We start from the raw sequence: 23,696 nt of genomic DNA on the forward strand, positions 1-23,696 counted from the left end.
GTTCCACCACTGTCTCAGTGGCGTCACCATTCTGAAGTGCTCATTTGCGATTGATCAGGGACAGCACGCTCGAGAAGCTCACCTGGGCCAGGTTGTAGCTGACCATGATGAGCCCGAGGAGCTCATCCGCCGAGGCGACCTCGCGACCGATGGTGCGCTCGTTGACCCGCTGTACACCGGGGATACCGCTTGCCAGCTCGGCCGCTGTCGCGTTGGGCAAGTCAATCTCGAGATGGAGCGAGTCAGGAAGGGTCAGCAGATGACGCTGCTCGGCCCTTTCCACGGCTTTGCGGGCAGCTTCCCGGATACGTGCGCAGGCGACGACTGGCGCGAGACTGTCCGCGGCAGAAAATCCATGGGACCGCTTCACGGGGACAGTCAGCACGCTGGGCAGCGACCGTTCGGCGATCGCGCAGATGACGTCATCTCCGGTCAGCAGGCCGACGGGGACACGCCTGCTTGCGGCAAACAGTGCGTTGACGGACGCCTCAGAGGCGTTGGTGCCGTTGACGCGGACGGCAGCGAAGTGCGCGGAGAAGGTGTGCGCCAGGACGCCGATCGAACCTGCGGGCGCGTGGTAGCCGACGAACATGGCCAAGTCGAAGGACTCATCGAGGCCTTCGGCCATGCAGAACCCGCGTGGTGAACCGAAGATTAGGCGCGCCCGCGGGTCGAGCTCTTCCTGCAGGAGGTTGTCCATCGTGCCGTGGCTGTCGCTGACGAGAACCTCGGAGGCACCTCCCGCGAGGGCACCGTCGATGGCTGCGTTTGCCTCGGCAGTCATTCGACGCTGCGCGAGCGGGTAGCCGTGGCCGCCGCGGACCACTTGGTCGTAGGTGGCGATGCCGCCAACGCCCTCCATGTCAACAGAGATGTAGACCTTCACGTTGCCTCCGGCTCGTCGATGAATGAGGTGACTGTGATGGGTGCCAGCACCGGCCGGGTCGGTCCATCAGGAGAACTCTCGACTCGTCATTTGTTCCATCGGACAGAGAGACGTTCAGTCGAGAGGCTCATTGACTGGGGTTCGACGTGGCGATGCGGCCGATCTCCGCAGGTGTCGCCTGGCGCTGGGCCAGCAGGTCCTCGCGGAGCCAACCACGCACAGTCGCGTCGCCGGGGGCGCTCATGGTCCTCCAGCCGCCAGGCGCATGAGGGGAGTGTCGAAGTCGAGCTCTGCACCGGGACCGCGATGCTGCGCCTGAGCCGTCGTGTAAGAGTGCTCGTACGCGCTCCAGGAGTGGGCGTGGACCTCGCTGGCCAGGCTGGGTCGATGCAAAGCGGTCACTTCCCGGACGGCACGGCGTAGACGGCTTGTCAGTGCAGGGTCGGCCCAGTCCTCCGCTGCGGCGAACACGGCCGTCGGCACGGTGACCGCGCGCATGAAGGCGAAGAGGGGACGAAGGTGGTCATCGACCACTAGGCATGCCGCGCGGTGCCGGCTGTCGCGGTCAGCGCCACGACCTTTCCGACCAGCAGGTCTTTGTCCAGTGTGTCGAGGAAGGACTCGAAGAGCCCGCTGATGCCGGCTTTGTAGATCGGTGTTCAGCGAGATGATGTCTGCCCTGGACGGGACTTGGAAGACTGCGCTCAACGAGAGGCTTGCCAGCCCTCCGACGAGCATGTTGGCCACATCGACGGCCAGGGGTCCGAGCTCAACAGCCATCGCCATCACTGAGCAATCGTCGGTCGTCATGCGTCGTCCACGTGTGCTGACAACCGGTCGGTGAGCAGCCGCGAGGACGAGGGGTTGCTCACTCCGGCGCTGAGCAGCACTACCTGCACTGGGGGGAGGGAGCCTCCTTGGGGGAGTCCACGACGTGCTCTCTCAGCCCTGATCGGCCGGGGCCGCATCCCGGTAACGGGACGGGCCAGTGAGGTTGTCACCGCGGTTGGCGGCTGGGACCGGCTGACGCGCAGGCTGACTGCCATAGGTTGCGCGCACGAGGCCAGCATGGCCTGGGGCTTCAGCGGCGCCGGCGTCACGGCCCTTGGCCATCTCCACGCGGAGAACGGGACGACTTCGCTAGCCAGCAGTTCGATCTGGTCTAGGACTGTCCCCAGCGGTAGACCGGCAGCATCGAGATTCCACAGCTGCCTCTGGTAGTCACCGAAGCCGGTGCGAAAGCTCATCGTCTTGTCGATGACTTCGTGTGGACTGCCCACACTCATAGGGTCCCGGCCATGTAGTCCTCGAGACGCCCTGACATCCATAGATGTGGTTGTTCTCGAAGAAGGGGCGGAAGGCAGAGACTGCGTCCTGCGACCGGCGGGCGATGAACGCATGACCGCCCAGCCCGACGATGGCCTGCTCAGCGCTCCCGTGTTGGTGGTGCGCGAACCTTCGGCGGTACAAGTCGACCAAAGGTTTGAAGTGGAAGTTAGGCGCAAGGATGTTGTTGGCGAAGCCTATTCCAAGGATCGGACTCTTCCGACGCCCCCCAGGCGTTCCACCGGGAGCCGGATCTCGCGCCGTTGGTGACCGCGCAGAGCCGCGCCGGGCAGTGGCCGCACGAAGGTCTGCGGTCATCTTGACCTCGGCACCCATCCGCCACCGAGGCAACTTCGGATGGCCATTGGTTCAACGCGGCTTACCGCCAGCATGTGGGATATCAGCACCCAACAACTTGCGCAGATCGTCGGTCGGCACCCCGAGCGATTGGAGTTCTGAGACGTACCGCTTCACAGAGCCGAGCTTGACCTGCTCGTAACCACGAACCTGGTCAGGCAATAAGGCCACGCGAACTGCATGGGTATATGACTCAGGGCTCAGCGTCTCGACTTCATGCTGGACGAAATCAACATAATTCCGTACCAGCGCACGCTCCACTCGGCGCACGTGGGCGTAGCCGAACGGATCGAAGCGCGTTCCCCGAAGAAACTTCCCCCGTGCCAGCACTCGCAGGACTACGTGTGAGCGCGGTCCGAACGAAATCTTGCTTCGGCGTCCAATCGCCCGAAGGACTGGCGGGTGAAGCTTGTACGAGACTTTCGAGCCGGCCGGGAACTCCGCCGTCAAATCGGCGACGAACTCAGCATCAGTCAAGAGTCTGGCGACTTCGTACTCGTCCTTGTAGGCCATCAGCTTAAAGAGGTTCCTTGCCACAGCTTCGGCGAAGTGCGTCTTGCTCGTGAAAGCAGCCTCGGCCGCACTCGCGCGGACCACCAAGTCTACGTAGGCCGCACTCGCACGGACGCCCTGAAAGAGTACGAGCTCCTCAGCGCGGCGCCGCACTAGGTTTCCCACCTCCGCCTCGAGTGTTTCGATCCGAAGATCCAAAGAATCGGTCAGCGCCGGTCGGCGATGCCCCCGGCTGCTCCGCACGGTTGCCCGCGCGAACACCTCGGGATCCGCGACCGCGACACGTCCCCACCGAAAGGCGCGAACGTTGCTCTCGACGGAAACCCCGTTGAGCTTGATCGCAGTTTCGATCGCTGCAGCGGGAATCGGTAGCCACCCCGACTGATAGGCAATACCGACCAGGATGAAGTTTGCAGCCGAGGTGTCGCTAAACAGTTGACGTGCGGCTTCGAGCATGTCCACGGTGCGGACATGGCGCGTCACTGTTGCAACACGAGCCAAGAGTTCGGCCTCGTCGGGGTGAGTGACGTCTCGGTCGTAGACCATTGCGCCGGTGGGTGTTCGGCTTGTCGAAACAGCCGCGGTGGTGACTCTCGGGTCGCCGAAGTCGAGATTCTTTCCCTCGGCGAGGGTCAGCAAATCGAACCCCAAGAGACAGTCGGCGCTACCGGGGGTGAGCCGGTTCGCTGGCTCCAACCGGCCGCGGGAGAAGCGCAGGTGACCCGTCACGGGCCCGGCCTTTTGGCTCATTCCGACTTGATCGAGGGATTCGACCTCGAAGCCAGCGGTAAGCGCTGCGGCTGCAAGTACCTGGTTCACCGTGACGATTCCGGTACCGCCGATACCCGCCATGAAAATGTTGTACGTCCGGTGGATGCGGATGTCCGGGGGTTCCGGGATTTGCGGCGGTTCCGCGACAATACGCTTCGTTTGCGCATTGGGGTCCACCTCTACAGCAACGAACGACGGGCAGTCGCCGTCGAGGCAGCTGTAGTCCGTGTTGCAGGACGACTGGTCAATCCGGGTCTTGCGGCCAAAATCCGTCTCAACCGGTTGGACGGAAAGGCAGTTGCTCTTGACTCCACAGTCACCACAACCTTCACACACCGCCTCGTTGATCACGACACGCACATTGCGCCGTGGGAGCTTTCCCCGCTTTCGCTGCCGCCGTGCATCAGCGGCGCAGTGCTGGTCATAGATCAAAACGGTTACACCCGTGACCTCCCGCAGCGATCGCTGCGCCTCGTCAAGGCGATCACGGTGCCAGACAACCGTCCCCCGCGGAAGGCGAGCCCGCCGATACTTCTGGGGCTCATCGGCACAGATGATGACGCGTACGACCCCCTCGAGCAACAATTTGCGAACGAGTGCTTCGACCCCAAGAGCTCCCTGTGGATCCTGAGCTCCTGTCATGGCAACGACATCGTTATAGAGCAGCTTGTAGGTGATGTTTGTGCCAGCCGCGATGCTGGCCTGCACCGCAAGCTGGGCGGAATGGAAGTAGGTGCCGTCTCCGACGTTTTGAAAGATGTGGTTGGCGTGACTGAACCAGGACTGACCGATCCACTGTGCGCCTTCCCCACCCATCTGCGTGAGTCCAACAACCGCGCTGTCGGTGCGCTGCGACGCGGTCACCAACGTATGACAGCCGATCCCGCCGCCCGCAAGCGATCCTTCGGGGACGGCCGTCGACCTGTTATGAGGGCAGCCACTGCAGAAGTACGGCGTGCGAGAAGTCTCGAGAAGCGGTAGGTCAATACGACCAGGCAACGGCCGTGCGACCTCAAGGCGGTCCCCGAGGACGCGCCGCAGCGGCGAGAGCAGCCGACCGGCGGTGAGTTCGCCCTCAACGGGAATGAGAACGGCATTTTGCGTGTCGCGTTTGCCCAGTACAATCGGCGCGCCGGGGCGGCCGTACAACTGCTCACGGATCGCCGATTCGATGAACGGCGTCTTGTCCTCAACGACCAAGATTTCAGTGAGACCTCGGGCGAATTCGTTTAGCGTGGCCGGCTCTACCGGCCACATCATCCCCAACTTGAGGACTCTAACGCCCGCGAGCTTCAAGTCCTCATCAGTCACCCCGAGGTCTTCGAGTGCCTGCCGCATCGAGTCGTAGCAACTCCCCGACGCGACGATGCCGAAGGAAGCGTCGTCAGGGGCGACCGTTACCGGATTCAATTCTGCTCGGTGGCTGTAGGCGTTCACTACAGCGGACCGCGGCCCGAAAAGCGCCGCTTCTGCGGCCACGATCGCACCGGGCTTCAGCTCCAAGGGAAGCTGTCTGTACTCGTACAGGGAGCCGTTCCATTCAACGCTGATGTCAGGAATGTCGGCGCCTGCTGCCTGAGCAGTGACGGCCCAGCTGCCATCAGCCACATCTGCGACCACCTTCATGGCAACGACACACCCACTCGCTCTTGAGAGGCGGATTCCATGAAGCCCAAGACTCACGATCTCGCCAGCGTTCCGGGGAAATAGCACGGGGATACCTAGGGCGGCCAACGATCGCTCGCTCACCGCTGGCACCGTCGAAGACTTCGCCGCAGGATCGTCACCGACGATCAGCAGGATCCCCCCGCTCGGGTGCACTCCATACATGTTTGCGTGGCGCAGAGCATCGGTTGCCCTGTCTAGCCCAGGCCCTTTGGCGAACCAGATTCCGGTGACGCCTTCATATCGTGACGTGTCCAGTGTCACAGGAGATTGGCTGCCCCAAACGGCGGTTGCGGCAAGTTCTTCGTTGAGCCCTGGCACAAACTTGATGTCGAGATCGGCCAGGACGTCCGGCATGCCGAGAAGCAACTGATCAAGTCCGCCTAGAGGGCTTCCTGGATATCCCGACACAAACGTTCCGGTGCGCACACCTTGGCGGCGGTCGAGCGTTGCGTTCTCCACTAAAAGCCTGGCGATTGCCTGGACTCCCGTCATGACGGAGGTGGGCCCACCCGATACGAACCTGTCCTTCAGCGAATAGCCGGCAGTCGATACATCGACGTTCAGCGACTTGACGACCTTGCTCACGAGGCCACCCCACGGCGTCCACAGCGTCGACGCCCGCGAACGATGCGGTCGGAAGCTTCGGCCGTGTTCGAGCCACGATCCTCTGCAAGATCATGTGTAACCCTGGCATCAATTCCAGCCATTCGCAGATCGACTCCTTGGTCATTCGTATCTATAAGCTCGCTGCCCACTTGGACGAGTCCGCCGGAGCCGAAGTTGTCGCACGCTCCTGCCTGCATCTCCCAGAAGACACCCTGCGCGGTGGACAGGCCGTTATCACCCCAGCCACTGTTCGAGCCGACGACAAATTCGGTTGAAGGCCGCATGAGGTCGACATCATTAGTGGCAGTCGTCCCGAAAACGCCAGCTGCGTAGTGGCCCGCAAGTGCTTCCACGGAGCGGCCGTAGCGCGGCAAGAGATCACGCCTCTTGATTGCCCGAGGAACAACGATCACCGACTTGCTGCCTCCGAGGTCCATGTTCTCCGCCGCTTTGAAGGCCGTGCCGCGCCAGACAGGAAGCGCATCACACAAGGTGTCCGCCTCCCACCGGCAGTCGTACATGCGTGTCCCACAAAGGGCCTCTCCCGGCGTTGTTTCGTGGACGGCGGTGTTGGCGCGAAGTCCCGTCTCATGGTCCCGGCAGTCGACCCGTTCCTCGTGTTCTGCAGCTTGGAGCTGCTCACCCAGACTGTGCGCCGCTTGCGCGGCGGTGAGGCGGTCGATGCGGCGCGTGGCCGCGTGGGAGAAGCCCGGCGTGGTCGTGAGGGGGAACCGGCGGCCCATGGAGCTCACTTCGCGACGGAGACGATGGCCTCGACCTCGACCGGCGCGTCCAGCGGCAGCGCCGCGACGCCGACCGCGGACCGGGCGTGTATCCCCTTGGCCCCGAACGCCTTCACGAACAGCTCGCTGGCCCCGTTGATGACGCCGGGCTGGCCGGTGAACGACGGGTCGGACGCGACGAAGCCGACGACCTTGACAACGCGGGTCACCGCGTCGAGGTCACCGATCTCCGACTTGATCGCGGCGATCGCGTTGAGGGCGCACATCTCGGCGAGCGACCTGGCGGCCTCGGCGTCGACCTCGGCGCCCACCTTGCCGGTCGCGGGTAGGGCCCCGTTGACCATGGGCAGCTGCCCCGAAGTGAAGACGAGGTCGCCCTCATGGACCACGGAGACGTAGACGGCGACGGGCGGCACGACCTCGGGAATGGTGAGGCCGAGCTCGGACAGGCGGTCTTCAACAGCAGACATGCGGTGGCTCCTCAGGATCTGACTTAGGACTTGGGGCGCTTGAAGTAGGCGACGAGGCTGGTGCCGTCGGAACCATTGACGATCTAGACGAGCTCCAAGCCGTAGGCCCCGCAATTGCCGAGTAACTCTTCATGTGGGGGCGGCTCAGCAGCGGGGAGGGTGTGTGCATGTGCCCGGGACCAGCATCAGTGCCTCGCACAACGCGGCTCGTGCGCTCTGCCGAGCCCCGACCACGCAGAACCCATAGGACTTGGACGACGGGGGCGGCGAGACGCAACTCTGCGGGGAGCCTGGCCGATGCCCGAAGCGCTGTGTGCTTTGACAACGGCGGCCAAGGTACCAACTGATGCTCGCTTGACATGGCGCCCTCGCGTTCTCGTGCTACTCCCGTGCCGCCTCCGGTTGGTCGCAGCCGTGCTCAAAGTAACGAGTAACGGGCGGGCAGGAACTGTCGGCCTCAATCAACTCACGAGGCAGGAATTGTGGCCCAGACCAACACGGCGGCTCCCTCGCTTGCCTACCTTGCACTCCGGGCCCCGGCGGCCGTTCTGGACGGGCGGCTGCGGACCGGGGCGTAGACAGAGAGGAACCCCTGTGCGGCCTTCCCGCAAAGCCCTGTGCATCACTGCGACCACTAGCCTGCTCGCGCTGGCCGCCTGCTCCTCCGGTTCGGGTGGCACTGTCAACGCCGCTGGCGTGGATGGTACTGCCGCTCCGGCGGGCGGTGACCTCGTCATGGCCCGTGCCGACGAGCCGACCAGCCTCCTTCCCTCTGTGCCCACGGACAACGCCTCGATCTGGACCATGGAGGAGATCTACGACACCCTCTTGGTGCCGTCCACCGACGGCCTGAACCTGCAGCCATCACTGGCTACGAAGTGGGTGCAGTCAGCCGACAAGCTCAGCTGGACCTTCACTCTGAGAAAGGGAGTGACCTTCAGCAACGGGCAGCCCGTCACCTCAGCCGACGTGAAGTTCTCGATCGACCAGAATCGCAGAGCGGAGGCCCCGTTCAACTTCCTGGACACCGTCATCAGCGACATCAAGACGCCCGACGCCAACACCGTCGTCTTCACTACCAAGGTGCCATGGTCGCCCCTTCCATCGACCATGGCCCTGTTCGCAAATTCGATCGTCCCCGACAAGTACGGCGGCAAGTCCGCAGAGGAATTCGCGGCTGCGCCCATCGGTTCCGGTCCGTTCGCCTTCGACCACTGGACTAAGGGCAGTGAACTCAAGCTCGTGAGGAACCGGAAGTACTGGGACTCCGGAAAGCCCAAGCTTGACTCGGTGACCTTCACGGTGGTCGCCGACAGCAACACCCGCTCGACACAGCTGGCCGGGGGCCAGATCCAGATCAACGAGTACCCGCCGTACTCGACGATCAAGGGTCTGCAGGCGCAGCCCTCGGTGAGCGTCGACCCGTTCCCCTCCAGCGAGGTCGACTATCTGGGCATGAACACCAGCAAGAAGCCCTTCGACGACGTCAATGTGCGTCGGGCGGTCGCGCAGGCCATCGACAAGGAAGCGATCCGGTCTGCCGTGCTGTTCGGAAGCGGCCAGACCGCCACGACGTTCCTTTCACCCGCGACGTGGGGACACTCCACAGCCGCAGGACCGACCTTCGACGTCGCCGCTGCCCAGGCCACCTTGGCGAAGTCGGCCTACCCGGAAGGTTTCAAGACCACGCTCGTGACGGCCGCCGGAAACCAAAACAGCAACAGCATCGCCCAACTCATCCAGTCGAACCTCGCCAAGATCGGCGTCCAGGTGACCCTGCAGACGCTGGACCCCTCGGCTCTGCGCGACGCAAAGAAGGCGGGCAATTATGACATGGGCCTCGGTTGGTACACCACCGACGTCATCGACCCCGATGAGATCGCGCGATTCGCCGGGGTCGACACCGGTGGCTCGAAGTTGCTCTACACGTTCTTCACAAGCGACGAGCTCACAAAGCTTGCGAACGCTGCGAGTGCGGATGAAAACCAAGCCCGTCGTAAGAAGTTCTACGACCGGATGCAGGAAATCGTCCTCGACCAGGTCCCTGATGTACCGCTCTACTACGCGCCCTCGGTCTACTCATACTCGAAGAAGGTGCAGGGCTTCCACCCGGGGGCGACCGGGAACTACTTCCTCAAGAACGTGTCGCTCGCGCCATGAGCAGGTTGCGTGGGCCTCGTGCGGTCCTCCAGGTCGAGCGAATTGGGGCGATGAATAGATGACACGCTGGTTGGCCCGCCGCCTATTGCTGGCGGTCCCGGTGGTGGTGGGCGTCATCACGATCTCGTTCGTGCTGATGCGCCTCTCGCCGGGTGACCCGGCCCGAACAGCGCTGGGCGACAAGGCGACCCAGGCGACGGTCGACGCACTGCGCCACCAGTGGGGCCTGGACCAGAGCCTGTGGTCGCAGTACGTCAGCTATCTGGGCGGCGCCGTCAGGGGCGATCTCGGCCGGTCCCTGTACTTCCGGTCGCCTGTCTCCGCACTGCTCGAACAACGACTCCCGGTCACTGTCGCGCTGATGCTGCTCGGGGCCCTGTTCGCGGTCGTGATCGCCGTGCCCCTGGCCTCCGCGGCGGCATCCGGCCGCGGAGGCGTGGCCGAGCATGTCACGAGAGCGCTCAACGCCGTGCTGCAGGGCGCACCCACCTTCCTCGTCGGGGGGCTGCTGCTGCTCTTCCTTGGCGTCAAGGTCGCCATCTTCCCGGCCGGTGGGTACCCCTCCTCACTCGGGGGGCGTGCGGTCGCGCTCGTGCTTCCGGCCCTGACCATCGCGCTCAGCATCGTGCCCCTCCTGGTCCGGGGTCTTCGTGCGGCGATGGCCGAGTCGCTCACGAGTGAGTACGTCGCCTTCGCTCGCTCCAAGGGTCTTCCCGAGAGGGTTGTCCGGACCCGGTACGTGCTGCGCAACGCCGGCATCTCAGGCGTCAGCATCCTCGGCATCCAGGTCGGCGCCCTGGCCAGCGGAGCGCTGGTCGTGGAGCAGGTCTTCGCCATTCCGGGGATGGGCTCGATGCTCATGAGCGGCATCCTCAACCGCGACTACCTCGTCGTGCAGGGCTGCACGTTGGTCTTCGGGCTGCTCGTCGTCGTCGTCTACCTGCTCACGGACCTGACGTACGCACGACTGGATCCGAGAGCGAGGCTGGCATGAGTGAGTCAACGGCTCTGACGCCATCCGTGCGAACCCGGCTGACCCTTCCCTCCGGGGTGGCTCGGAGCAACACGGCACTCGTGGTCGGGCTGCTCATCCTCGGCGTCATCGTGGCCCTGGCCATCGCGGCCCCCGCCCTGACCCGTTGGGACCCCATCGAGCCGGATCCGGTGCACGCACTGCTGCCCCCGTCGGGGACCCACCTGTTCGGCACGGACAACCTCGGTCGCGACATATTCTCCCGGGTGCTCTACGGCGCCCGCAGCGACCTCACGCTGGCCAGCGTCGCGGTGCTGGCGCCGTTCGCGATCGGTCTAGCCGTCGGAATCATCTGCGGCTACGTCGGCGGGTGGTTCGACGTCATTGTCATGCGCGTAGCCGACATCGTCACCGCCTTCCCGTTCTTCATCCTCGTCATCTCTCTGGTGTTCGTGCTGGGCGGTGGCGTGTGGACCATCTTCATCGCCATCACCGCCGTGTCCTGGGTCGCGTACGCCCGCATCGTGCGCGCAGAGACCATGGTGGTTCGCAATACGGAGTTCGTGTCGGCCTGCCAGGTCGGTGGAATTGCGACACCGCGAATCCTCCTGCGGCACATCGCCCCCAACGTCCTCACCCAAGCAGTCGTCTACGCCATGAGCGACATCGTCATGAACGTCGGCGTGATCGTGACGCTGAGCTACTTCGGTCTCGGCATTGTGCCGCCGACCCCTGACTGGGGCGCGATGATGGCCGACGGTCAGCAGTTCCTGGCGGCGGGCTACTACGGCCTCACCCTCTTCCCCGCCGCCGCGGTGGTTCTCACCAGTCTTGCGCTCTCGCTCGTCGGCGAGGGCCTGGCACACGTCCTGCGGATCGAGCGGTGATGGCCCCCATGCCCGAGAACAGGACCCCGGCAATGGTGACGGACGGCCCCCGAAGCATGGACGCTGCTGCAATCCTCGAGGTAGAGGGCCTCACGCTCACACTCGGGCGCGGTGCCGGCGCCCCGCGCATCCTCGACGACGTCTCGTTCACGGTGCGGGCGGGCGAGGCCCGGGGTTTCGTGGGGGAGTCGGGCTCGGGAAAGAGCATGACCCTGCGAGCCGTCATGGGCATTCTGCCGCCCACGGTGTATGTCGAGTCGGGCCGGATCCTGTTCCGTGGTGAGGAGATCGTCGCGGGCGCGGCTGACGGCGCACCATCAACCGTCTCCCCGCGCCTGCAGCAACTGCGCGGTACCGGCATCTCGATGATCTTCCAAGAGCCATCGGTGGCCCTCAACCCCGTCACAACGGTGGGCGAGCAGATCGTCGATGCCGTGCGCCGACGAGACGGGATGTCGCGGCGGACCGCGCGTCGCCGAGCCATCGAGCTGATGGACCTGGTCGGCATCAGGAACCCCGGCGAGCGTCTCGGCAGCTACCCGTTCGAGCTGTCAGGCGGCATGCGGCAACGCGTCATGATCGCCGCCGCAGTTGCAGGCAACCCGCAGCTCATCCTCTGCGATGAGCCAACTACGGCGCTGGACGTCACCGTGCAGGCGCAGATCCTCGCCCTCTTCAGGCACGTGCGCGACGAGCTGGACGCCGCCCTGCTCTACGTGACGCACGACCTGGGCGTCGTGGCGGAGCTGTGCGACTCCCTCACGGTGCTCTACTCCGGGAAGGTCATGGAGTCGCGCCAGGACCTTGGCGCCGCCATCGGCGAACCCTTCCACCCCTACACGCGCGCCCTCCTCCAGTCCACACCGGACATCGAACATCTGGAACAGCGGTTGCGAACCATCCCGGGTAGCGCCCCCACCCCGCAGAACCGGCCGGCCGGCTGCCCCTTCGCTGCCCGCTGCGACCGGGTGCAGGACGACTGCCGGCAGGGACCGGTGCCGGACGTCGGAGTGGGCCCGGAGGTGGTGGTGCAGTGCCTGCACCCCTTCGGCCGGGGCTCGGCAACCAACGGGGTCATCGACCCCTCTCCAGCGGAGGTACTGCGATGATCGGCATTGCGCGAAGGGGGGACAGCCCGGCGGTCGACGGTCAGGCGCCGCTGCTGGACTGTCGCGACCTGGTCGTAACCTTCCCGTCGAAGCGAGGAGGGGAACCCTTCACTGCGGTCGACCATGCGTCGCTGTCGGTCGGGAGCGGCGAGGTCGTCGGTCTCGTGGGCGAGTCGGGGTCCGGCAAGTCGACGATCGCCCGGGCGGTCGTGGGGCTGCAGCCACTTGACTCGGGCGTCATCAGCTTCATGGGGGAGGACCTCGCCGGTCGCCGGACCATCGCCCAGCGGAGCGGGATGCAGATGGTCTTCCAGGATCCCTACGGCTCACTTGACCCCCGGATGTCGATCCGCGGCACGCTCTCGGAGATGGTGCGCCGACACACCACCCTGCGTGGCCAGGAGGTGGAACGACGGTGTCTCGAGCTGCTCGACCTCGTGGCGCTGCCGTCGGCTGTCTTGGACTCCCAGCCGGCTGGCATGTCGGGCGGTCAGCGTCAGAGGGTCGCCATCGCTCGGGCCTTGTCGGCCGGACCCCGATTGCTCGTCGCAGATGAGGCAGTCGCTGCGTTAGATGTCTCGGTGCAGGCCGGGGTCGTCAATCTGCTGGCCGATCTTCGACGGGACGTCGGACTGTCGATCCTCTTTATCTCGCACGATCTGTCCATCGTTCGGACGCTCTGCGACCGGGTAGCTGTCATCCACCTGGGGCGAATCGTCGAGGAGCAGCCGTGTGCCGACCTCTATGCACACCCCAAGCAGGACTACACCAAGGCACTTCTCGCCGCCATCCCACGGCTGCACGGCCGCGCGACCACGTGATCTCCGCGGCCGGTGCCGGTGCCGGCGCGGCCAGCACCACCGTGACCTGTTCCCCCCGAACTCCGCATCACCCCAGCGAAGTGAGACACGCTGGACTCCCACCGCTTCACCAGCCATCGGAGCGAGCGCTGGTAACACCGGCTCTCGCCGTGGGCCTCGAGGCGCGCCTCACGATGGCGGCTCTGACAGAACGAGCCACCTGATCTTTGCTGCACGGCCGCCGGGGAACGCTTGAGCTGGAGTGGCGTTCAGTCGTTGGGAGTCACGGGCAGTGCCCGCTTGTGCGCTGTCGCGGCGTACGCGCGCTCGATCGTTGCCGCCGCGGCCGCGTCGACCGGCTCACCCTCGAGGTAGGCGTCGATCTGCGCGTACGTGACCCCGTAGACAACCTCGTCCGGCAGGCCGGGACGCTCGTCCTCCAGGTCCGCGGTTGGCGTCTTGTCCACGAGCGCGTCCGGGACGCCGACATGCTTGGCGACGGCGCGCACCTGCCGCTTCGTCAGACCACTGAGGGGCGCGACGTCTGCGGCGCCGTCGCCGAATTTCGTGAAGAAGCCCATTACGGCCTCGGCCGCATGGTCAGTGCCAAGGACGAGCGCGCCGCGCGCGCTGGCGAGGGCGTACTGGGCGCTCATGCGGATCCGGGCTTTGATGTTGCCCTTGACGAGGTCGGCCGCGGCTGTGTCGACGTACCCGCCGGCCGGGGTCGCCGCGGCGTGCAGCGCGTCGACGGTGCTCTTGATGTTGACAGTGACGACGTCGTCCGGGTCGATGAAGGCCAGCGCCGCTTGTGCGTCGGCCTCGTCGGCCTGTGCCCCGTAGGGCAGCCGGACGGCGGTGAACGTCTTGCCTGCGCGGGTGCACGCGAGCTGCGCGAGCCGGCCGGTCGTGGTCGAGTCGACGCCGCCGCTGAGGCCCAGGACATAGCCGGTGGCGCCGGAGGTGCGCAGGTACTGCTCGAGGAAGTCGAGGCGGGCCCGGGCCTGCTCGGCGGCATCGAACGGTCCGGAGGCGTTGACGCTCAAGGCGCGGGCGATCTCGTCTCGAGTGAGCCTGCGCCGGCTTTGTGCGTCGGCGTGCTGGTGGCTGGTCGGCGGCGGCATGTCAGTCCTCCTCGCTGTCGGGATGGGACCATCGACGGTCAGGGTAGTGATCTCCTCCAGAATGGCTGCGCCGCATCGAGGTGCAGCAGGATTGCGCCGCGGCCGGTACGCGGCGGGGCTGCTGGCGCCGCCGGTGCGCTTTACCAGTAATGGCTTACGGAGCAGGCTCGTCCCAGACCCAGCTCGCCAGTCGGACGCGTCCGGCGGTGTACCGCGTTGTCCTGCACCCGAAAACGGCGATCGGCTCGGGGCCCAAGCCGGCCCTTGCACAGTGATGCCGAGACGGCTGCCGCACACACGCGATACCGATGCCAAGTCGTGCGCCTACCGGGTCAGGCTCCATTTCCGCTCGGTGGGGACTCGGCGCAGAACCCGGTCGACGGCACTGGACACGTGGTCTGCATCGATCCCAGCCTCAGCCAGGAGCTGGGCCGGTTCTCCCGACGTGGGGAGGTTTCGAACGGCGAGGTGCTCCATGAACACTGGATAAGGGGCTGTCGCGATGGCCGACAGCACGGCCTCCCCGATGCCGCCCTCCGGGTGGTGGTCCTCCACGACGACGAGGCGGCCACTGGTGGCGCCGACTGCCTCGAGCAGGCCATCTTGGTCGATCGGCTTGACGGAGTACAAGTCGATAAGGCGCACAGGGACCGGAAGTGGCCGATCGGCGAGCTGGCGAGCGGCCTCCAGGCAGGTGTAGACGGTGGCTCCTGCCGCGACGATCGTGACCATGTCGGCAGGTCCTGAGGTCATCAGCGTCTTCGAACCGCCGACCGGGAACTCCTCGCAGTCGTCGTACAGCACCGGGTAGGCGCCGCGGGTGGTGCGCATGTAGACCACGCCGGCGCGGTTGACCATCTGCTCGACGAGCTTGACGGTGCTGGCGGCGTCGCTGGGATACAGGACGGTCGAGCCGTGGATTGCGCGCATCATCGCGAGGTCTTCCAGGGCCATCTGGGACGATCCGTCGGGGCCGATCTCGACGCCGGCGTGTGAACCGGCTACACGGATGTTCGCCTGGGACACGGCGGCCATCCGCAGGAAGTCGTGCGCGCGCGTGAGGAAGGCCCCGAAGGTGGCAGCGAACGGGACGAACCCGCGCACGCTGAGACCGATGCACGCCGCGATCATCTGCTGCTCGGCCGTGTACACGTCGAAGTACCTGTCCGGGTAGCGCTCGTGGAAACGGTCGGCATGCGTGGAGTTGCCCACCTCAGCGTCGACGACCACGATCCGCGGGTCAGAGCCGAGCGCTGCGAGGGCCTCACCGTATGCGGTTCGAGTGGCAACGGCTCGGCCCACCTCATACCGGGGCAGCGGCGACGGGGCGGGCGCCTCGACGGCCCCAGAGGGCCTGGCCACCGGGTCGGGCACGAAGTCAGCCAGTGGCGGCGGGTCGATGTCGGCCAGAACGTGGGTCGCACCGGCCGGGTCGTCCTCGCGCCGCAGCCGCTCGATCGCCGTGGCAGCGAGGTCCGCCGGCAGTGGTTTGCCGTGCCAGCCGTTGATGTTCTCCAGGTCGGGAACGCCGCGCCCCTTGATCGTGCGAGCGAGGATGACTGTCGCTGTGTGCGCCTTTCGCGCCGCCGCCAACGCACCGTCAAGGGACGCGAGGTCGTGACCGTCCACCACCATCGGGTGGCAACCGAACGCTTCAACGCGGGCTGCCAACGTGGGAAGGTCCCACTGAAGACGCGTCGGTCCGCGCATCCCGAGACGGTTGACATCGACGATCGCGGTCAGGCCCGCCAGCTTCATTGAGCCTGCGGTGTCGAGCGCCTCCCACATGGACCCTTCGGCGAGCTCGCTGTCCCCGCAGAGCACCCACACATGCCTGGGGGAGCCTTCCAGGTACTGCCCGGCCAAGGCGATGCCGACTGCGTCGGGAAGCCCTTGGCCCAGTGAGCCGGTCGCCACCGGCACCCACGGCAAGGCCGGCGTGGGGTGGCCCTGCCAAGGGGTGCCGGGCTGGCGGTACTGCGACATCAGCGTCTCGTCGGTGACCACCCCCGCGGCCTTGAACATCGCATAGAGCAGCGGTGAGGCGTGCCCCTTGGAGAAGATGATGTAGTCGTTGGCGGGGTCGGCGGGGTTGTCCCAGTCATAGCGCAGGTGGCGAGCGAGCAGGGCCGCGGCGATGTCGGCCGATGACAGGCTCGAGGTCGGATGTCCCGAGCCTGCTTGGGTGCTCATGCGGATCGAGTCGATCCGCAGCTCGCGGGCCAGGTCGCGCACCTGCCTCAGGTCGGACCAGTGCTGGGCTTTGTTCATGTGGTCGTGCATCGTGTTTCTCCTCGGTGCCACGCGTTCGGGATGGTCAGGCTTCAACGGACTTCGGGCCACCAGCGACTGCGCGGCGAAGGGAACCGTCGCATGGTGGAAAGGGACAGTGACAGGACGCTGCGGGCCACAGGCCACTCGATCCGGGCCCGCCTGGTCCGGCTGGGCCCGTCGGTGTTGGCCGCTGCGGGACGCACCCCTGGAACGCGCGGGCATCGCTGCATCGCTGTGGACGTTCAGCCGAACGGGCGCGCGAGAAGCCGTCGAGCGGGCAGCTCGTAGGCGGCCCACGTGATGCTGAGGACGAGCAGGGCGATGGCGGGCGCCAACCACAGGGGGCCCGATGCCCACGGCCGGCCCAGGTAGCTGATGCCCACGAAGGTGAGAGGCACTGCCGCCAGCACAAGTCCGCCACAGACGGCGCAACCGGCCAGCACGGCAGCTTCTACGCGCACGATGCGAACAACCTGTTGGGCAGTGGCGCCCACCAGCTGAAGCGTGGTCAGCTCTCGTCGACGCTTCGTCATCGTGACCACGAGACGGTTGGTGACCGAGATCAGGACGTACCCGAAGAGGACGGCCAGGACCGCGAAGTTCACCCATGACTGGGCGTTCGTCTGAGGTGACTGCATGAAGGTGGCGGCCGGAACTCGTTCGGTTCCCGGCGGAGGTGGGGGAGCGTGGGCGCCCGGTCGCAACGTCACCAGGACCAGACTGTCCAGGGCGGAGCTGGTGTGGCCCTCCAGCAGGTCGCGGGACACGACGACCGGTCCGAACCCGAGCTGCCTGCGGTATGTGGCGACGACTGTGGCTGTCACGGGGGCACCATCTCCGAGAATGAGGCTCTTCGAGTCGCCCACCCGCGCGACCCCGTCGGCGACGGCGACTGTCGCACCAGTGAGCCGGTCAACGCTGCCGCTGCTCACGCCCAGGTCAAGCACGCGGGCGGCGCCTGGGCCAAGGCCCAAGGCCGGGGCCGCCTTCGCGCGGTTCTTGCCGCTCACTCGGTAGGGCGAAAGTACTGTGGTCGTCACCACCGGGACAGCAGAGGTGACTCCGGGCGCTGAGCTCAGCGTGTTCGCCACCTCGACCGGTACGCCACCCAACCGTGGCGCCACGTACGCGACGTCGGCACCGACCGCCGACTGCAGTTCGTTTGCAGCGGCTGAGGATACGGTCGTGTTGGCCATCACCGAGGTGAGCCCGAACACGACCACCATGCTCAGTGCACTGATCGCTCCGCCGGACTGAAGTGCATGCTCTCGAATGTTCACGATCGCCGTCCAGGTCAGGACCGGCATCCGCGCGGAGAAGCGTTCGACGAGGGCTGCAGTGAGCAATCTCAACAGCGTTGGTCCGGCGAGCGCCAGTGCGACCACCTCGAGCAGGCCGGCGACTCCGGTGCCTGCGGCTCGGTCAGGTCCCGTGACCAGGACGGGTACCGCGGCTGCCGGCAAGGAGGCCACCATCGTCAGTAGCCCGGCCATGAACCGGCGCTGGGATGGCGGCGTTCGCTCGACCTCGCCTTCGTTGATGGCCGCGACCGGGGACAGGTGTGAGGCGCTTGACGAAGCGACCCATGCGGCGAAGCGCACCGTGCCTACGATGACGACCGCGGCCGCGATGCCCGGCAGTGGACCCAGGGCCATCGTCATCCGGGGCGGAAGGACGCCTTGGTCGGCAAGCAGGTGTCCGAACCGTTCTGCCAGGAGGTATCCCAGCGCGGTGCTGGGGATGACGGCCGCGAGCGCGCTCTTCATGGCCTGGCCGGCGATGACGCCGCGAACTTGGCGTGGGGTGGCGCCCACCGCTAGCAGCAGGGCAAGGTCTCGTCGTTGCCCGGCCACCGACACACTGAGGGCACCGGCTGCGGTGAAGCCGATGATGAGCACCATGACACCGGAGAACGAGCTGGCCAGGATCAGGAGGAAGCCGCGGGCCACCCGGACGCCGACGAGCTCTGCTTCACCGATGCGCTGTCCGCTGACGACGGTGTAGCGGTCGCCAACGGCGCGTTCGACCGTGCGGGCCAACGCTTCGGGGTCGCCGGCGGTCTGCAATGCGATGAGATCGACGGTGTCGGCTTTCGGGCCTGACGTACGGCCGGCCAGCTGTGCGGCCCACGCGTCGGAGAAGTAGAGACCGCAGAGGGCTGCGTCCTGGCAGCCGCCGGTCAGGATGCCGGTGACCGTCAACGTCTTGGCCTGGCCTGCAACGACGGCGGCGATGCGTTGGCCGGGGCGCCAGATGGTGGTGGATTCATGCAGCACGACCTCAGCCGGGCTTCGAGGTGACCGGCCGCTCAGGTGCGTTTCCGCCAGCAGCTGCGTGGAGGACCAGCCGTGCCCGGCCTGCCCCGGATTTTCGACCCGGAAGTCGTGCACCGCGGCGGGGAAGGACACGTCTGCGATCGATGCCGTGACGTGGGGCAGCTTCTCCAACTGGGTGCGCAACCTCGCCGGGACGGGCGCACGTTCCGGCAAGGGGACTGACAGGTCGCCGTCCTGAGCGACTGCCTGTTGTGCGGTGACGACGACGTCAGCACGCTTGAGCCGCTCAGGCGCTGTCCCCGCCTGGAAAGCCGACTGGAGCAGGACGCCACCAGCGCACAGCAGTGCGCATCCGCCGACCACCGTCAAGAAGATGACCACGGCGGCACCTCGGCCCGCGGTACCGACGAAGGACCGGGTCACGCCGTGGTTCCCGCGGCGACGCGGGCGCCGAGGTCGGCCAGCCGGGTTGCCAGCACGTCGGCCGAAGCGCCGGTGAGCAGGTCGACGGGGCGTCCGTCAGCCATGACCAACACGTCATGGGCGTCCGCGGCAGCAGTCGGGTCGTGGGTGACCATGACCACGGTCTGGCCGAGTTCGACGACCACGTCGCGCAGCAGCGCGAGGACGTCCTGCCTGTTGCGCAGGTCCAGGGCGCCCGTCGGCTCGTCAGCGAAAACGACCTTCGGTCGCGCCGCAAGGGCGCGGACCACGGCCGCTCGCTGCTGTTGACCGCCGGACAGCTCCTGGGGGCGGTGGTCGAGCAGGTCTGAAAGTCCGACGCGGTCGATCAGTTGGTCGATCCAGCGCTTGTCCGGTTTGGTGTGGGCCAGCCTGAGTGGCAGCAGGATGTTCTGACGGATCGTCATCCCGGGCAGGAAGTTGTACGCCTGGAACACGAAGCCCGCGTGCTGGCGGCGGTAGAGCGTGCGCTCGGTCTGCCGCATCGTGGTGATGTCCGAACCGGCGAGCTTGACCTCCCCCGAGGTGGGGGAGTCGAGTCCGGCGGCACAGTTCAAAAGGGTGCTCTTGCCTGACCCTGACGGCCCCATGATGGCCAGAAAGCGTCCTGCGGGGATGTCGAACGTGACCTCGTCCAGCGCTGTCAGGGTGCCGTAGCGCTTGGTGACGTTGTGTAGCTCGACGATGTTCATGACCGGTGGCGCTGTACAGCGATGACGATGAGGCCGACGACGCACACGAGCGCGACCACTCCGGCGGGCAGCGTGATCGCCTCACTGATCCCAGTCATCGGACCGATCGCGTTGGTGGCGGCGCCCAGAGTGAGCACCACCCACATCACGCCCGCCAGGGCTCGGTGCTTAGGGGGCGGTGAAATGTCTCCCATTTCTAACTGCCTTCGTGTCTGTGTGGAAGAGCGGCTCCACCATGAGACAGGTGCGTGGGCGACCTGAGACACCTCGAGGTGGGCCACGGAAGGCTGATTTGGGGACACCGCCGTTATCGGGGGCAGAAGGGGGTGCGCGGTACCCGCGGCAAGGCCCGATATCGAACGCGAATGGCCGGATGGCCCGATGCGCTGCAGGGCCGATGCGCGGCATCGTGACCGAGTTCCGGGCTGCACCTGAGTCATAAACAGGTGCCCTGGTACCCGGAGCCATCATCAAGAACCGGGCTGGGAAAGGCGCACTGCGCGCGCCTGAGGACCGGATGTGCGAAAGGCGAAAGGTGAGCCACATGAGGGAAATCGGTCCAGCCAGCATCACCCTGGTACGTCACGGGGAGAGCGTGGGGAACATTGCCGAGGAGCGGGCTGAGGCCTCGGGCGCTGCCGAGCTGGGGCTGGGCATCCGCGATGCCGATGTGGCCCTGTCAGCACGAGGTCTTCACCAGGCCGAGGCTCTGGCTGCCTGGGTCAGCACCGCCGATCCCGACTGGCGTCCCAGCATGGTGTTCACCTCGCCGTACCGGCGGGCGCGGCAAACCGCAGCGCCGACCGTTCGCCAGACAGGTCTGCTCGCCTACAACGACGAGCGCCTGCGCGAACGCGAGCTCGGGGCGTTCGACGGTGTCACTCGCGCCGGCATGCTGGCCCGCTTTCCCCATGAAAGAAACCGACGGCTGCAGCTGGGGAAGTACTACTACCGTCCCCCGGGCGGGGAGAGCTGGGCTGACGTGATCCTTCGGGTCCGAAGCTTCCTGGGCGACCTTGGCCAGAGCCACGACGCGGAGCGGGTCTGGGTCTTCTCTCATCGCGCCACTGTCATGGCCTTCCGTGCGGTCCTTGAACGGCTGCCCGAGCGTGACCTGCTCGACATCGACCGCGACAACCCGATACCGAACGGGTCCCTGACGAGGTATGTCCGGCGGGCGGGGGGCTACACGCTCGAGACCTACGCCGACCTCCGGGCGCAAGACGGCATGTCCGAGCCGAGTCTGTCCAGCCCCGACGTCACGACCGCGTGAGCCAGGCGGGCCGCGAGCTTGCGCTCCGCCAGCCGTTCGGTACGAGCCGGATCCTTGCTGGCGGGAGCGGGAGCACCCCTGCCCGGCCGACGCCATCGACGGCCGTGACGACTGCAGGGCGGTGTTGGTAGGCGGCTCACGGCTCACGAGCCCGTCCGCGCAGGCCAGCAACTGGGGAGCGGCCCTGCTCACCGTTCCGCAACGAGTCCGCTAGGTCGGCTATCACGTGGAGCGCTGGAACCGCATCACGTGAACGCGTGATTCGGCCAGCGCGGTGCCCATGCCGTCGGGTGTTTCGAGGTTGCATTCCGTCGGAAATCTGGTTGGAACAAACACGAACCTGCGTGATGTCGAAAAACGCTCCAGCAGACATTCTCAAATGACCGGTACCGGTCTCCGGTCAGGGAAGGAAAGCCTCACGCTGAGGCTGATCAGCACATTGTGGAGTTGTCATGTTGGGTTCTGCGAGTTACCAACCAGTCGACGAAACGCCCGTCGTTTCTTATCTACGGAAGGCAAGGGGCGTTCTGGCGCCATCAGGCCCTGCGCCATCGGGCTTTCCGGTCACCGCCGTGCCGGCGATAGGCGGGAGCCTTACCTCGGAGAACGGACTGGCCACGCGGCAGCACCAGGTCGTTGTCCTGGCGCAACCTGGCGTTCTGCCGCTGGATGTTGCGTTGACCGCGCAGCTGTACTCCTTTGGCGGCGTGGACCCAGCGTGGCCGTACAACGTGCAGGTTTCTGCCCTGGAACCTGGCGCTCTTCGACTGTGCGAATCGTTCAACCTGACCGTGTCTCGCGGCCTTGAACAGCTGAGCCGTGCCGACACCATCGTGGTGGCCGGGGGAATGGGCCCGGTCCCGGCCTCGACGCAGGTGCTGGAAGCCCTGACGCAGGCGTCCTCTCGCGGGGCGCGACTGGTGGGACTCGGCACGGGTGTCTTCACCCTCGGAGCTGCCGGCCTGCTCGACGGACGGAGCGTGACGACCCACTGGCGCTACACCGAGCTGCTGCAGGCAACCTTCCCTGCCGCTCGTGTGGTCAACGCGCTCTACGTGGAGGACGGCGCCCTGTTCACCAGCGCGGGCTTCGCGGCCGCGATCGACCTGCACGTCGAGCTGATCCGTCGAGACCTTGGTGTGGAAGCAGCCCGGCACATCGCGCAGGTGGCAGTGGCGGCCCCTCTTCGAGCAGGCGACCTGGTGCAGGTCGTCGACCGGCCGCTGCCAGCCGACCCGGACACGAGTCTGACTCACCTGCGGGCGTGGATGATCGAGCACCTGCACGAGCCGCTGCCGCTGGACCTACTTGCTGCGCGGGCGATCATGAGCCGCCGCCAGTTCACGCGAGTGTTCCGCGCAGAGACCGGGATGAGCCCGTGGCAGTGGCTGCTGAACGAGCGACTGAAGGAAGCGCGGCGGCTGCTCGAGGGCACGCGCGTGCCGGTGGAGCAGATCGGCTTCAAGTGTGGATTCCCGACGGCTGCCTCATTCCGGATGCACTTCCGTCGCCTCAGCGGTATGACGCCATCGGACTACCGGCGAGAGTTCCGCAGCGGGAAGGCTGTAGCCGTGTGATGACTGGACGTCGTCTCCCGCGTGACGGCGACCTTTGTTCAGAGCCCGGGCCGTAAGAACCTTGCTGCTACCGGTTCCCCCTCACCGGTGGCGCTCTCCCGCCATTGCGCCGGCTCAGCTGAGCCGGCGCAATGGCATGTACCCTTCCCTCACGGTGATTGGGCCACCGGCCGGGCCGATGCGGCACTGGCTGTGCTGGAGGAGGTCGGCATCCAGAGCCTGCGACACCTTCGGGCCTCATCAGCGCTGTGCTGGAACGCGCAAGCACCCTTCATGTCAGGCCAGGGCGCGAGAGCGGTGGCATGCTGCTGACCTCGGCGTCGACCAGCAGGCCTGAGGCCCGATTTCTCGTGCGCCCGTGCTGTCCGGCGGACCACGTGCTCGGCCTCTTGCTCGACGCCCGGGTCCGGCGCGGGAAGCCGGTCGCAGTCCGCTACGCGCGCGGCGTGGCCCTCAACCTTCGGCAGGCGCTGGCGGGTCGCAGCCTGCCGGCCCCCTGCCGCGCGGCGGACCTGTCGCGCTCCACCGTCCAGGACCTGCTCGCTGGGCGGACCTGGCCGGACTCGGTCACCGTCGCCAAGCTCGAGGACGTCCTGGACGTCACCCTCTGGCCAGGCCGCGACGACCTCGGCTGACCGCTCCGCGGCCGCTTCGACCTCCTCGACCACGGGGTGGCCGCGGTAGATGATGACCAGGCTGGCGAACGGGGCGCCGGTGGTGGCGCTGCCGAACTTCAGCCGGCCGCGGAC

The 23,696-nt window shown here is 66.3% G+C and carries 17 protein-coding genes; 8 read left to right on the top strand and 9 right to left on the bottom strand.

Annotation, left to right across the window (positions count from 1 at the left end; genetic code table 11):
• Window positions 1-40: 40 nt before the first annotated feature.
• The 5 genes from ACPYOM_RS11685 to ACPYOM_RS11705 form a co-directional block, all read right to left on the bottom strand.
• Complete coding sequence (locus ACPYOM_RS11685) at window positions 41-886, bottom strand: M55 family metallopeptidase (RefSeq protein WP_481346069.1); 846 nt, start codon at window positions 884-886, stop codon at window positions 41-43.
• A gap of 533 nt (window positions 887-1,419) precedes the next feature.
• Window positions 1,420-1,539, bottom strand: a complete 120-nt coding sequence (locus tag ACPYOM_RS11690) for an NAD(P)H-dependent oxidoreductase (RefSeq protein ID WP_481346085.1) — start codon at window positions 1,537-1,539, stop codon at window positions 1,420-1,422.
• Between the two features lie 1,042 nt (window positions 1,540-2,581).
• Complete coding sequence (locus tag ACPYOM_RS11695) at window positions 2,582-6,106, bottom strand: indolepyruvate ferredoxin oxidoreductase family protein (protein WP_481346070.1); 3,525 nt, start codon at window positions 6,104-6,106, stop codon at window positions 2,582-2,584.
• Window positions 6,103-6,879: a hypothetical protein gene (locus ACPYOM_RS11700; protein ID WP_481346071.1), complete on the bottom strand. Its 777-nt coding sequence runs from the start codon at window positions 6,877-6,879 to the stop codon at window positions 6,103-6,105. The genes ACPYOM_RS11695 and ACPYOM_RS11700 overlap by 4 nt, the downstream gene beginning before the upstream one ends.
• The gene (locus ACPYOM_RS11705; RefSeq protein WP_481346072.1) at window positions 6,876-7,340 is read right to left on the bottom strand and encodes a RidA family protein; all 465 of its coding nucleotides are present in this window, start codon (window positions 7,338-7,340) and stop codon (window positions 6,876-6,878) included. The genes ACPYOM_RS11700 and ACPYOM_RS11705 overlap by 4 nt, the downstream gene beginning before the upstream one ends.
• A gap of 594 nt (window positions 7,341-7,934) precedes the next feature.
• On the opposite strand from ACPYOM_RS11705, the gene ACPYOM_RS11710 reads away from it, so the two are divergent.
• The 5 genes from ACPYOM_RS11710 to ACPYOM_RS11730 are packed head-to-tail and all read left to right on the top strand — an operon-like array spanning window position 7,935 to window position 13,290.
• Entirely contained in the window at window positions 7,935-9,500 is a 1,566-nt protein-coding gene (locus ACPYOM_RS11710; RefSeq protein ID WP_481346073.1) for an ABC transporter substrate-binding protein, read from the top strand.
• Between the two features lie 58 nt (window positions 9,501-9,558).
• The gene (locus ACPYOM_RS11715) at window positions 9,559-10,494 is read left to right on the top strand and encodes an ABC transporter permease (RefSeq protein WP_481346074.1); all 936 of its coding nucleotides are present in this window, start codon (window positions 9,559-9,561) and stop codon (window positions 10,492-10,494) included.
• Entirely contained in the window at window positions 10,491-11,360 is an 870-nt protein-coding gene (locus ACPYOM_RS11720; RefSeq protein WP_481346075.1) for an ABC transporter permease, read from the top strand. Before ACPYOM_RS11715 ends, ACPYOM_RS11720 begins: the two co-directional genes overlap by 4 nt.
• A gap of 8 nt (window positions 11,361-11,368) precedes the next feature.
• The gene (locus ACPYOM_RS11725) at window positions 11,369-12,469 is read left to right on the top strand and encodes an ABC transporter ATP-binding protein (protein ID WP_481346076.1); all 1,101 of its coding nucleotides are present in this window, start codon (window positions 11,369-11,371) and stop codon (window positions 12,467-12,469) included.
• Window positions 12,466-13,290 (top strand): ABC transporter ATP-binding protein, encoded by an 825-nt coding sequence (locus ACPYOM_RS11730; RefSeq protein ID WP_481346077.1) that lies wholly within the window; start codon window positions 12,466-12,468, stop codon window positions 13,288-13,290. Before ACPYOM_RS11725 ends, ACPYOM_RS11730 begins: the two co-directional genes overlap by 4 nt.
• Window positions 13,291-13,538: 248 nt before the next feature.
• On the opposite strand, the gene nadE is transcribed toward ACPYOM_RS11730, so the two are convergent.
• From nadE to ACPYOM_RS11750, 4 genes are all read right to left on the bottom strand, one after another.
• Window positions 13,539-14,393: an ammonia-dependent NAD(+) synthetase gene (gene nadE, locus ACPYOM_RS11735; RefSeq protein ID WP_481346078.1), complete on the bottom strand. Its 855-nt coding sequence runs from the start codon at window positions 14,391-14,393 to the stop codon at window positions 13,539-13,541.
• A 324-nt stretch (window positions 14,394-14,717) separates the two neighbouring features.
• Window positions 14,718-16,676: a transketolase gene (locus ACPYOM_RS11740; protein WP_481346079.1), complete on the bottom strand. Its 1,959-nt coding sequence runs from the start codon at window positions 16,674-16,676 to the stop codon at window positions 14,718-14,720.
• A 233-nt stretch (window positions 16,677-16,909) separates the two neighbouring features.
• Window positions 16,910-19,324: an FtsX-like permease family protein gene (locus ACPYOM_RS11745; protein ID WP_481346080.1), complete on the bottom strand. Its 2,415-nt coding sequence runs from the start codon at window positions 19,322-19,324 to the stop codon at window positions 16,910-16,912.
• A 38-nt stretch (window positions 19,325-19,362) separates the two neighbouring features.
• Window positions 19,363-20,097 carry an ABC transporter ATP-binding protein gene (locus tag ACPYOM_RS11750; protein WP_481346081.1) on the bottom strand — a complete coding sequence of 245 codons (735 nt, stop codon included), beginning with the start codon at window positions 20,095-20,097 and terminating at the stop codon, window positions 19,363-19,365.
• A gap of 544 nt (window positions 20,098-20,641) precedes the next feature.
• On the opposite strand from ACPYOM_RS11750, the gene ACPYOM_RS11755 reads away from it, so the two are divergent.
• The 3 genes from ACPYOM_RS11755 to ACPYOM_RS11765 all read left to right on the top strand — a co-directional run bounded on the left by ACPYOM_RS11755 (window position 20,642) and on the right by ACPYOM_RS11765 (window position 23,582).
• A complete protein-coding gene (locus tag ACPYOM_RS11755) occupies window positions 20,642-21,370 on the top strand; it encodes a histidine phosphatase family protein (RefSeq protein WP_481346082.1) in 729 nt (242 codons plus the stop codon).
• Between the two features lie 677 nt (window positions 21,371-22,047).
• The gene (locus ACPYOM_RS11760) at window positions 22,048-22,947 is read left to right on the top strand and encodes a GlxA family transcriptional regulator (RefSeq protein WP_481346083.1); all 900 of its coding nucleotides are present in this window, start codon (window positions 22,048-22,050) and stop codon (window positions 22,945-22,947) included.
• Window positions 22,948-23,324: 377 nt separating this feature from the next.
• A complete protein-coding gene (locus ACPYOM_RS11765) occupies window positions 23,325-23,582 on the top strand; it encodes a helix-turn-helix domain-containing protein (RefSeq protein ID WP_481346084.1) in 258 nt (85 codons plus the stop codon).
• Window positions 23,583-23,696: the final 114 nt, after the last annotated feature.

The sequence above is a fragment of the Monashia sp. HAY1-2A genome, from assembly GCF_056755315.1.